Source organism: Pirellulales bacterium (genome assembly GCA_019694435.1).
Classification (GTDB): Bacteria; Planctomycetota; Planctomycetia; order Pirellulales; family JAEUIK01; genus JAIBBZ01.
Window position 1 is genome coordinate 25,207 of record JAIBBZ010000022.1, and the last position, 11,465, is coordinate 36,671.

The 11,465-nt window shown below is 64.2% G+C and carries 9 protein-coding genes; 4 read left to right on the forward strand and 5 right to left on the reverse strand.

Features of this window, described 5'->3' with window-relative positions:
• Positions 1–119: 119 nt before the first annotated feature.
• Entirely contained in the window at positions 120–2,276 is a 2,157-nt protein-coding gene (locus tag K1X74_15845; protein ID MBX7167805.1) for a tetratricopeptide repeat protein, read from the reverse strand.
• Positions 2,277–2,580: 304 nt separating this feature from the next.
• Positions 2,581–4,272: a PEP-CTERM sorting domain-containing protein gene (locus K1X74_15850; GenBank protein MBX7167806.1), complete on the reverse strand. Its 1,692-nt coding sequence runs from the start codon at positions 4,270–4,272 to the stop codon at positions 2,581–2,583.
• A gap of 32 nt (positions 4,273–4,304) precedes the next feature.
• Between K1X74_15850 and K1X74_15855 the strand changes: the two genes are divergently transcribed.
• Complete coding sequence (locus K1X74_15855; protein MBX7167807.1) at positions 4,305–5,609, forward strand: glucuronate isomerase; 1,305 nt, start codon at positions 4,305–4,307, stop codon at positions 5,607–5,609.
• Between the two features lie 33 nt (positions 5,610–5,642).
• On the opposite strand, the gene K1X74_15860 is transcribed toward K1X74_15855, so the two are convergent.
• Entirely contained in the window at positions 5,643–8,117 is a 2,475-nt protein-coding gene (locus K1X74_15860; GenBank protein MBX7167808.1) for an HTTM domain-containing protein, read from the reverse strand.
• 88 nt (positions 8,118–8,205) lie between these two features.
• A complete protein-coding gene (locus K1X74_15865) occupies positions 8,206–8,982 on the reverse strand; it encodes a hypothetical protein (GenBank protein ID MBX7167809.1) in 777 nt (258 codons plus the stop codon).
• Between the two features lie 399 nt (positions 8,983–9,381).
• Between K1X74_15865 and K1X74_15870 the strand changes: the two genes are divergently transcribed.
• From K1X74_15870 to K1X74_15880, 3 genes are all read left to right on the forward strand, one after another.
• Complete coding sequence (locus K1X74_15870; GenBank protein ID MBX7167810.1) at positions 9,382–9,684, forward strand: hypothetical protein; 303 nt, start codon at positions 9,382–9,384, stop codon at positions 9,682–9,684.
• 157 nt (positions 9,685–9,841) lie between these two features.
• Complete coding sequence (locus K1X74_15875; GenBank protein MBX7167811.1) at positions 9,842–10,423, forward strand: sigma-70 family RNA polymerase sigma factor; 582 nt, start codon at positions 9,842–9,844, stop codon at positions 10,421–10,423.
• Positions 10,424–10,599: 176 nt separating this feature from the next.
• Entirely contained in the window at positions 10,600–10,899 is a 300-nt protein-coding gene (locus K1X74_15880; protein ID MBX7167812.1) for a TfoX/Sxy family protein, read from the forward strand.
• A gap of 4 nt (positions 10,900–10,903) precedes the next feature.
• Here the strand turns inward: K1X74_15880 and K1X74_15885 are convergent, their stop codons facing one another.
• Complete coding sequence (locus tag K1X74_15885) at positions 10,904–11,353, reverse strand: DUF423 domain-containing protein (protein ID MBX7167813.1); 450 nt, start codon at positions 11,351–11,353, stop codon at positions 10,904–10,906.
• Between the last annotated feature and the right edge of the window lie 112 nt (positions 11,354–11,465).

Here is an 11,465-nt window from a genome sequence, read left to right on the forward strand (position 1 = left end):
AGTTCGGACCTGCGAAGCGGGCGCAATGCAAGCGGCGCGGAATGTACGGCGGAAGCGGCACTCGCAGGCGACGAACGCTGCATGCAAATCGTTCTCGAGATAGGCAGCTCGGTTCTCGTTCAGTGTGCACCGGCCGCGGGCAGATCGACCCACGGTTCGTGGCGGCGGTAGGCCGCGAGGCGCTGTTCCATAGCACCTAGCTGGGGGCTCACCTCGCTGCCTCGGAGCCGAGCCAGGGCCTCGCTGAGCGTCGCAATCGCGTCTTCCCAGCGGCCGAGTCTGGCATAAGCGGCGGCCAAGGTATCAAGATACTCGACCTGCTGCCGCCCCGTGGCGCGACATGCGGTTTCTGCCAGTTCGACGGCGCGCATCGGATTCTGCAAGGCCGGGTCGGCGTTCGTGGCATAGAGCCAGGCCAACTCGTTCGCTGCTGCCGGCCAGCCTGGACGCGCAACCATTGCGGTTTCGAGAAAGCGCGCGGCGGCGGCGCTTTGACCGGAGTCGATCGACAACGACGCCAAAGGCAACAACGCGTCGGCATAGTTTGGCTCGAGCGTGACCGCGGCCTGGTACGCCTCGATGGCTTCGGCCATGCGGCCTTGCGACGCGGTGATCGACCCGAGATGGTGCCAGGCGATGGCGTTGTGACGGTCGAGCGACAATGCCTGCCTGCAACGACGCTCGGCTTCTGCTGGGCGTCCGGTCTTGTAGAGCACCCAGGCCAGATCGCACCAGGACGGCGCATGCTGTGGGTCGCTTTCGACGGCCGCCAGCAAGGCGTTTTCCGCGCCTGCCAGGTCGCCCCGTTCGAGCAGGACGTTGCCGCGGACGTAGTGTGCGGTCGCCAGCCGCGGTTTGAGCGCCAACGCCGCATCGGCTGCGGTCATGGCCTCGGTCGGACGCCCGGTAATCGCCAGGCTCATTGCCAGCAGCGCGTGGCTCTCTGCTAGCCAATTGGCCGTCTCGATCGACCGCCGGAAACAGTCGATGGCCTCTTGATGGCGACGCTCATGTGCCAGCGCCTCGCCTTTGACGGCCAGCGCGACCGCGTTGCGCGGATCGATCTCCAAGGCATGGTTCGCGAGCTTCAGCGTGTCGTGCCATACGGCGACCTGCTGTGTCGTTCGCCAGAACAACAGTCCCACCGCGATGGCGGCGATCGCCAGCCAGGCTCTGCGCACCGCGAGACCGCTGCGGGCAGCGATTTCGGCCAGGGCGAACGCCGTCAGCAGGGCCAGGCCGACGTGGGGCAGGTAGGTATAGCGGTCGGCCCGCGACTGGACTCCCGCTTGGACAAGCCCCAGCGTCGGCAGCGCCGCCAGGAGAAACCACAGCCAGGCGACAATCACGTACGGACGCCGATTTGCCTGCCAACAAGCAAATGCCGTGATGCTTAGCAGCAGCAGCGTCGAAACAACGACGGCTGCCGGCGCTGGACTTTGGACAGGGTGCGGATAGCAAAAACTGAGCCCGGTGGGCCAAACGGTGCTTGCCAGATAGCGGCCCAGGGCAGCCAAGGCGTTTTCCACGCGCACTGACGCGGGCAGGTGTTCCAACGCGCTCACCGCGCCCGCGGCGCGCTGAGCGTGCAACGTCATCGACGCGCTCAACGCCGCCAGCACGAAAAGAGGCACCTTCTCCTGCAACAGCAGCAGGCCGTCGCGCATGCGCCGCCCCGCGGCCAGCCGCGCCAAGGGCCACACGTCGAGCAACAACAGGAGCACCGGCAGGACGACCAACGAAGGCTTGCAAAGAATCCCCAGCGCGTAGAGGGCGATCATCGCCAGCCATGCGGCCCACGATGTGGGCCGAGCGGCATAGGCGCGATAGGCCACGAGCGTGGCGAGGCCAAAGAACACGGCCAGCACGTCTTTGAGCTCCGCAGCCCAGGCCACGGATTCGACGCGCAGCGGATGCACGGCGAACAGCAGCGCCGCTGCGGCCGCAGGCCAGGGGGGCGGACCAAGCAAGCGCAACAGCATATACAACAGCGCGGCGCTGGCCGCGTGTAGCACGGCGCTCGTCAGATGGTGCGCCGCGCTGGCGCTGGGCTCGCTCCCCCAGAGCGAGCAGTTCGTCATATGGGCCAGCCAAGTCAGCGGATGCCAGTTCGCCGCGTAGGTCGTCGTTAGCGCCCAGCGCACCCCCTCCCAAGTGAGCCCCTGCCGCACATGAGCGTTGTCCGTCAAATAGGTGCCGTCGTCGTAGCGCAGGAACTCGTTGTCGCGGACGTTCCAGAATGCAGCGATCGCGACGAGCGCCACGGCGGCAGCCACAACGAAATCCGCGGTCCGCAACCTCGGCAGAGCCGGGGGCGGCGCGGCGTCGGGCGGCTGGCGGTGCGGAGAGTCGACGCGTCGCGGTGCGGGCTTCAACAGCGTAACTGCGCTTTCCTGGATACCGGGCCGCCGGATGAGTGATGAGGTCCTTTCAGTATGGCGCCGCACCGCCCGAATGCGAAAGGCTTCCGTCTCGCTGGGGTGGCGCCGCGAGAACCAACAATGAAAAAAGCCGGCCCCCTTGCGGGAGCCGGCTTGGACGAGCCATTCAATCGAACAATCGCTGGGTTACCGAGAAGTCCTAGGACTTCTTGTGGCGGCGCCAGACAAGCGGCACGAGGGCCACGAGCCCGACGCTCGCCAGGATCATGCTGCTCGGTTCCGGAACCAGGACGTCAGAGACGACCTGATCTTCAAAGCCGTAGCTGATGCCCGTCAAACCGAAGGTCGCATCAATGTTGGCATTGATCGTGCCCGAGATGTAACCATCGAGCGTGACGCTGCCCAGGATACCCAGGTTGACCGGCACCTTGAAGTCGATGCCGACCGGCTGGCTGAGCGACTGGTTGATGTCGAATTCCAACGGCGTGCTGCCGAGGATGTCGAGATTGCCTTGCATCGTCACGCGGATGTCGCGCGGCGTGCCGTCATAGACGCCCGGCTCCAGGTCGCGAAGCTTCATCTGGTTGAAGATCAACGCGAGCGTGTCGAGCGACAGCGCCTCATTGAGCAGGTCCAGCGTACCCAGGTCTTGGGTCACCGTACCGAAGATACCCAGATCGACTTGGACGTTGCCGGTCGCGTTCACCGCGGCGTTCGCCGAACCGGTACCAGCCGAGGTGACGGCGCCCAACAAACCAAGCGGGTTGTAGGTCGTCTCGATGCTGCCTTCGGGCTCACCACCGTAGAGCGGCGGCGTCGTGACGGTGCCGTTCGTGGTCACCAGCGCGCCACCGACCTGATGGTACAGCACGTCCGACAACAGGCCATGCGCGGTCAGGTCAGCCAAAACCGGGATATCGATCGTGGTGATGCCGAGGATGTTCAAGCTGGCCGAACCCGACACCTGGATCTGGTTCGTGTTGAAGCCGACGCCACCGGGACCGACGAGCGACAAGTCCATCTGAGGGATTTCGGCATCCTTCAGCGACTGCGCCGTATTCGGATACGCTCCGAAGAACGTCTCGAGGCTCTTTTCCAGATTGAGCGTCATCGTACCGGTCGGATCAACCGAGATATTGAGCGGATTCGGCACGGTCGTGATCGGAAGCGTCTGGTTCGGAATCGTCAGCGGGGCACTGATGCTGATCGGCGTGCCCAAGATCGATCCGGTTTGGATCTGCACGTTCAGGTTCGCACCGAGCGTCAGCGAACCACTGCCAGCCAGAGTGGCATTGAAATAGGTGTTTGCGCTGCCCGGATCAAAAGTCACCGCGTGATCGACGCGGGCGGCGTTCGCGCTGCTTACCAGCGCGACGAGGGCAAATGCGGATAGAAGTCCACGGAACACGTTCCGACTCATTAGCGACTCCTTAGTTCGAAAGAGGCTCATCTGTGTTCTGGCCGTGGCGATCGTAAGGATTGCCGCGGCATCATCTGTTTCCATCGCCGGTCGTCCAACCGCGCTCGCATGGGCTGCACCCCAGCGTGTGTGCAGCTCAGGCGGGTTTTGCCACGGCCGACAAACAGGCAATGCGGAACTGTGGAAATTTCCCACAGTCCGAGTGCCTAGTGTCGCAGAATCGTCGTGGGTGTCAAGAAAATAATCCAAATAATCCAAAAAAACCGGTTGATTAGGACCTGGGTCGCAAGTGCTTGATAAGGCTTGGGTTGCATATGGTAGCTGAAGCGAAAAAAAGCCTGAAATCGCGGCGATCTCTCGGCGGAACCAAACCACGTGCTGGCAAAAACCCGGCGCCGTCCGCTGCTCGGCAGCCACGACATCTGCTAAAAATCGCCCCACGGCGTTCTGGGGGGCCGTGGCCGCGGTCAAACACGATTCCAACACGCGAGGGACAGGTACCGATGGCTGGCCGTAACCCCTTAGTCGAACGGCTGTTTTCCGCGCTCGACTCCTTGAGGCTGATCGATCCGCATTCGCACATTGATCCCCACAGGCCGAGTGCCAGCAATCTGGCAGACATCCTGGGATACCACTACTACACCGAGTTGGCCCACTCGGCTGGCATGCCGCGAGCCGAAATCGAGGATCCGCAACTGGGACCGAAAGAAAAGGTCGAGCGGCTTGTGCGGGGGCTCGGGCCGCTCGAAAACACGATTCAATCCAGTTGGCTGATCGAGATTCTGCAAACCTTTTTTGGTTTCCAAGACGAGCGGCTCACGCCCGACAACTGGGAAGCGATCTACGACGCCTCGCTGGCCTCGATGCAATCGCCGGGTTGGGCCAACCGGGTCCTCGAGCAAAGCGGCCTTGAGGCGGTGTTCCTGACCAACGACTTTGACGACCGGCTCGAGGGCTTCGATCCTCGGGTCTACATTCCGTGCTTGCGCACCGACGAGCTCGTATTCCACCTGGCCCGGCCAACCGTTCGCCGCCGCCTGGCCGAGTCGACGGGCATCGAGGCGACCAATGCCCGCGAGCTACGCGCGGCGCTGGCCCAGCGCTTCGAGCACTTCAAGCGGCGGGGTGCCCGGGCTTGTGCGATTTCGCTGCCGCCCGATTTTGTCCCGGAACCGGTGAGCGACACGGCTGCGGACGCCACGATCGCCGCCGTTTTTGCCGCCGGCGAGGCGGCCGATGCCCACCGGCGGCGCGAGCTGGCCCAGTTTGTCTTTTGGACCCTGGCCGATCTCTGCGCGGAGTATCGCTTGTCGTTCGATCTGATGATCGGGGTCAACCGCGCGGTTTACCCGGGTGGCGTCTACCAGGGACAAGACCTGTTCGACAGTCGCGTATCGCTGATCCAGTACGCGCGACTGCTCAACAGCTTTCCGCAAGTCACGTTTCCGATTTCCGTACTGGCCAGCGTGACCAACCAAGAGCTGGTTAGTTACTGCTGGATCTTCCCGAACGTGGTGACCAGCGGGCACTGGTGGTATTCGAACATTCCCAGCATTATCGAGCATGACCTGGCCAGCCGGCTCGAGGCCGTGCCGCAAACCAAGCAGATTGGTTATTACAGCGATATGTACAAGCTCGAATTTGGGCTGCCGAAGTTCCGCATGTACAAGCGCGTGCTGGCCAAGGTGCTGGCCGAACGGTTCGTGATCGACCGCGGCTGGACCGAGCAACGGGCCGTCGAACTCGGTTCGACCGTGCTGCGCGGCAACGTCGAGCGCGTATTCTTCGGCGAGACGACGGCTTCCTGATGGCCTTGGGGGGCCGTCAGTGCGGCGTTCCTTTCAGCGTGGCGCCCACTGCGTCCACAATCCGCGAATGGCTCCAGGCGCAGAGCGGTTGTCGGCCGGCGCAGCTTGCCCCGGCAGCGGCGCGGGCGGCTCGATCCAATCGTTATGCCGGAAGATATGCAACGGCGCCGCCGCGAGATCGACCTGCGGGTCGACCAGGGGCGCCATCGCTCGTGCGTTCAATTTGACCCAGCTTGTCACGTGGATCTGTGGCCGGCGGCCGTACTGCGCCTCCCAAATCGCCGCCACGCGTTGCACATAGCGGTGCAACGCCGGTGGATTGGTGCGCACGCAGACCGACTGCAGAGCGTGCAGGTCACGCGCCTGGTTCCAGAACAGCGCGGGGCGCCCGTGGAAATCGACCAGCGTGATCACCGGCGGCAAGGCGAGCATGTGCAGATCGGTCAGACGTTCGACGTCGATCAGGATGGCTTCGTAGCCCTGCCAGCGCTCGCGCGCCAAGGTAAACAGCACGTTGCCCTGTTTGGGAGGCGTCACGAGCATTCCGGCGTCGTAGATGGCCAGCCAGGGCGATCGCTCGTTGCGCGCGCCTTGCAGCGAAAAAGGAGCCAGCTTGGCCAGCAGCGACGCAAATGCCACGTCGTCTTGCTCGGCCTCGATTTGCAATTGCAGATGCCGTTGAATGTCTTGAACGATTTCTTCGTGCTCGGTGCTGCCTGATTCGAGTTTCTCCGCCCGCGCCACGAGTTGCTCGAGCACATTCAGATTCAGCAGCGCGCGGAGCGTCGCCTGGCGCGATGCGCCCGTTGCGGTGCCGGATTGCAGGCGCGATTTCAGCCCGGTCTTGTGAGTCCGCAACAAGGTCGCAAACGGGAAGGTCTCGGTGACCTGTGCCGTGCGGCCCGAGGTGCGCTGCCAATACTCCTGAACCTGGGCCGGCGTTGCGGTGCCGCGTGCGGCCGACGAGAGCGGGTTGTAAAGAATCCGCTCTCCCACGAGCGGCTCGTAGGTCAGGACAAATTCGGGCAGTTCTGCCCAAGGCACGTTGTCGGCATCGACGTCGCGATAGACCCGGGGCAATGGCGAGCTCGCTGGGCGCGGTAGCAGCAGCCGTGGGCCCGCGGGGCCAGGTTGCGGTTCGAGTCCGGGATCGACGATCTCCATGGCAAACGGTCCGCTGACCTTGTGCCGGAGCATCATGTGCCAGCTGGCGAGCGAACCTTCTTCGGTCCAGCAGACGTAGCCAGGAATCCAGAAATGCCGCAGCGGCACGATCGTCTGGTAGGCGAACCAAACGCCGATCAGCGCCAGCCCCAACCAACCCAGGCGGCGCGTCGCAGTCGTCGGAGCGGGGCTTGGCTCGAGCCGCCAGCCGGCGAGCGTGCCGAATCCCGGCAACACGATCGTGCCCGCCAACAGCCAGGGCCAGTCGGGATGCTTGATCCTCGGCCGCCGCAACCACCGGCCGACGCGAAGCGGCCAATCGGGGTCGAAGAATATGGTCGTCGCCAAGATCGCGAATACGGGAAACGCGCCAATGTTGAACAGGCAGAAATTCGTCCCATGAAAGCCCATCAGCAGCAGAAACGCGGCAATCCGCGTGCGGCGCCACACGAGGAAGAATCCAATCGACAAGTCGAGCGCCAGGCCGCCGATGGTCATCAACCAGCACACGCCCTCTTGGGCCAAGAAGGCACGAATCGACTGCATCGTGCCAAGCCCGAAGAATCGCTCGAGATAGTGCGCCGCGTTCGATTGGTGTAGCCAGGTCCGGGGCGGCTCGCCGCTCAGCCAATCCGGGTTCGTCTTGGCGATGCCGGCGTAGAAATACAGGATGAACATCTGTGCCCGGAGCAAGAACACGCACCAAAACGGAACCCACTGCTGCTCGAGGGGGCGTTTGCCGGTTGGGTCGCGCTCCAGCCAGGCACGCACGGAAAAACAGCGATCGGCCGGCATCCAACACAGCAAGAACAACAGCAGGCACGCCAGGTAGAAGTGATTCAGGTAGACGCACAGCTCGATCAGGTTGACGTAAGCAAAACTGAAGAACAGGCAAACGACGGCCGGTCGATAGCTCCAGCCCAGCGCCACGAGCAGCGCCGCTAGCGTCATCCCGACGAACACCAGCGTCATCGCCGGTTCGGGCAGCGGCCTCACCCAGGCAAACCCTGGAAAGGCGATGTTCCAATGGACGTGTGGTCCGGTGTACAGGGCCTGAATCAAATTCATGCCGACCGGCGCCGCCGGCGACCAGCCGAGCCATTGGCCCAGGTGCTGAAAAGCAACCGCCCCGTTGGGCGCGAACGGAATGAAGCCCAGGTAGTACAGGCCCTCGTAGCACAACACGAGCCCGAAGCCGATGCGAAACACGGCGAGCGATGCGCCACTGACCGGCGCGGCCAGCGTTTCGCGCCATCGCGCAGGATGCCAGGCGCTGAACGCGGCGGGGGCAGCATCGGGTTGAAGCGAACGGCGTGCCTGCAACACGAGAAACCATCGCCACACGGGGACCCCGCCGGCGACAATCGCGCGGCGAGCGGATCAAGACTATAGCCTGAGACGATCGCCGGGAGCGGTCAAGCAATCGCCTCGTCTAGCGACTGAAGACGCGCTCGTAGAGCTTTTGCGTGGCCTCGATGCCGATGCGGAGGCTGAGCACGTCGCCCCCCATGATCAGCATCCGGCAGCCTTTTTCGATCGCCCGATCAGCGTAGGCCGGGTCGGCGGGGACGGTGCCCCAGTGCTTGCCATGCTTGATGCAGGCGGCCTGAACGCGGTCGATCGCCTCCCAAACGCGCTCGTGGCCCAACTGGCCGATCAGGCCCATGGCCTGCGACAGGTCGTTCGGTCCGACGAACAGCAGATCCACGCCTTCACAGGCCGCGATGGCGTCGACTTCTTCCAAGGCGCCCAGCGTCTCGATCTGAATGGCGACCAGGTGCGCGCGGTTCGCCGAGGCGGCAAACTCGGCGGGTTTCATGTGGGTATACCGGGCGTCCCAACCGCCCGTATTGATGCCGCGCGAGCCGGCCGGGTGGAACTTGGACCAGGAGACGAATTCCCGCGCCTGCGCGGCCGATTCGATGCGCGCTGCCATCACGCCGCCGGCCCCGGCCTCGAGCGCCTGGGTCACCAGCGAATAGTCGATCGGCGCCATGCGTACAAAGGTGTCCATGCCGTTGGCCCGTGCGGCCACGCTGGCCAGGTTGATCTGCTCGTAGGTCAGGCCGCCGTGTTCCTGGTCGAGCCAGAAGCCGTCGTAGCGTCCGGCCAGGCCGAACATGTCGATCACAATCGGGTGGATGATCCGAGCCATCGAGAACACGCGGATGACGCGGTCGGCGGCCAGCATTTCTTTGAAGGTGGGCATGACGGCAGGTCTCGAGCGGATGTCGTGCGTTTGCGTTTGAACAAGTGTCCAGTGACCGCGGACCGACCACTGGGTGCCGCGAAGCATGACGTGGCCCGAACCAGGGGTCAAGTTGCCCAGAATGCCAACGGTTCGGCCACACCAAGTCGAATCTGGGAAGGGGTTTGAGATTTTTTAGGATTATGCGCGAACCGGCCGGTCGATTTGATGTCTATGGATGCAACCGCCCCTGTTCAAGCAGGTTGGCCGGCCGCCCCGGAAGTGGGGACGGATAATTCCCGGTTGACGGCTTGGTAAAGTGGTGGCAGCCTAGACCGCGACGCGCACGTTTCGTCCTGGTGTTTCCAGGCACGGCGGGCGTGTCGCAAACCGTTCTTTTTTTCTCTCCAGACGCGCTCGATGCGCAAGGGGAAAGTCATGCGTAACGTCATTCGCACCAACACGATTTGTGCCTCGTTCAGCAACAGTCTGAACCGCGCCATCGTGACGGTCAGCGAGGTTGCGCGTGGTCTAGACCTTGCGCTCCTCTTGAAGCGCGAAGCCAAGGCCGCGGCTAAAACCGCCGCCGCGCAATTCATGCGCGGTGGCGTCGGCGCCGCGATCGGCATGCTTGGACGCTATCGGCAAATGCAGCCCGTAGTGTCCGTCGTACGCCCGACGTGGCATACGACGCAGCCGGTGTCTTGGCATCCGTCGGTGTAGTCGGCCGAGCAAAACCCTCGCCACGACGAACACGAAACCGACGGAAGCAGGCCCGGGCGTCTGCGGTCCGCAGCATTTGCTGCGCTCCGCGGGTGGTCCCTCTGGTCGGTGCTGTCGGCCGTCGTTTGTCGCGGTGGCCCATCCTGGAGAGAAACCAATGGTCGTCTTGAATGAATATGCAATCACCCCCGAGCAGGAGTTGCTCTGCGCCCAGGTCGAAGCGGCCCGGCTCGGCGACGGCGCTGCCTTCGGGGCCCTCGTCGAGCGGTTCGAGCGGGCCGTTTACGCAACCGCCTTGCGGCGCCTGCGGAGCGAAAGCGATGCGCAGGAACTGGTCCAGGAGGTGTTCATCCAGGCCCTGCGCAAGATCGGTCAGCTCCGCGAGCCCGAACGGTTCGCCGGCTGGTTGCGATCGATCACCGTGCGGATGGCGATCAACCGCAGCGTGCGGCAGCGCCGGGCCTTCTCGGCCGAGCCCGAGACGCTCGAGGCCAATTGCGTCGAGCGCGAGACTCCCTTGGCGCAATTGCTCGCGCGTGAGCGGCAGTCGCAGGTTCGCGCCGGGCTGCGCAAGCTCAAGCGGCTCGACCGGGAGACGCTCGTGGCGTTCTACGTCAACGGGCAGTCGCTGGTCGAGATGAGCGATCGTTTCGACGCCCCCGTCGGTACGATCAAGCGGCGTCTGCACGTGGCCCGGAAGCGGCTGGCCGAGCAGCTCGAGCACTTGCTGCCGGCCTGATTGCGACCGCCACCATGGCGACAGCGCTACCCACAACGCCGGGGTATTCACTCGCAGAAGCGACGGGTTTTCCGCCCGTCGCTTCTGCTTTTTTTGAGGCAGCCTTTGTGGTCCGGCGGCGAGCCGGTCAAACTCATTGACGAACTGCTTTTCTGGCCGCAACAGGTCGATCCACCGTGGGCTATCGGCGTAAACACACCGCGACGGGGCGAGCGGTCGACCGGGTGCCGATCGCGAAGCTCCAAAACCTAGGTGTTGCGTCGTCGCGCTGGTTGGCCGAGGTCGGGATCCGCACGCGCGGTGACCTGGCGCGCGTGGGCCCGGTGTTGGCCTACAAGCTGGTCCGCGAGCGCGAGCCGAAAGCGAACCGGACCTTGCTGTGGTGCCTGTTCGCGGCCTTGCAGGACCGCTGCTGCCTCGACGTCACCGCAGCCGAGAAGCGGCACCTGCTGACGGAGCTCGAGCGGCTGCAGTGAACGGCTATTGCCGACGCAGATCCGGCATGCTCCACGCGCCGGCTGCCAAAAGGACCCAGCCGACGATCATCGCGACGCCACCGATGGGCACGATGGCGCCGAGCACCTTGACGCCCGTCACGACCAGGGCATAGAGCAAACCGGAAAAGACCAGGATGCCGAACAGCATGGCGCAGGCGGCAGCTTGCCAGAGCCGGCATCCGCGACACGCCAGCAATACCCCGGCCAGCACGATGCCGAGGGCGTGATACATCTGGTAGCGCACGGCCGTTTCATACGTCGCGACGCGCTTCTCCACTTCGCGCTCGACGGGGATCGAATCCTCGGCGCTGCGCATTTCGGCCGCGACATGTTGTCGCAGCCACGGCGGCAGCCCATGCGCACCAAAGGCGCCGAGCCCGACGCCCAGGGCCCCAGCGAGCGCTCCGACGATGATCCAGAACCGTGGCGACAAGTCCGCGATACCTCCGGTCAAAGTGCATGGATTGCACGCCCGTTGGTTGTACGCAGACCGCAGCGCAAGGAAAAGCCCCGGCAGGCCTGTTGCCAGGCCCACCGGGGCGATG

What these genes read in the sequence shown, in the direction of transcription:
- K1X74_15855 (MBX7167807.1), top strand. Translation starts at nt 4,305, where the DNA reads ATGGCTGGCCGTAACCCCTTAGTCGAACGGCTGTTTTCCGCGCTCGAC.
- K1X74_15865 (MBX7167809.1), bottom strand. Translation starts at nt 8,982, where the DNA reads ATGCCCACCTTCAAAGAAATGCTGGCCGCCGACCGCGTCATCCGCGTG.
- K1X74_15870 (MBX7167810.1), top strand. Translation starts at nt 9,382, where the DNA reads ATGCGCAAGGGGAAAGTCATGCGTAACGTCATTCGCACCAACACGATT.
- K1X74_15875 (MBX7167811.1), top strand. Translation starts at nt 9,842, where the DNA reads ATGGTCGTCTTGAATGAATATGCAATCACCCCCGAGCAGGAGTTGCTC.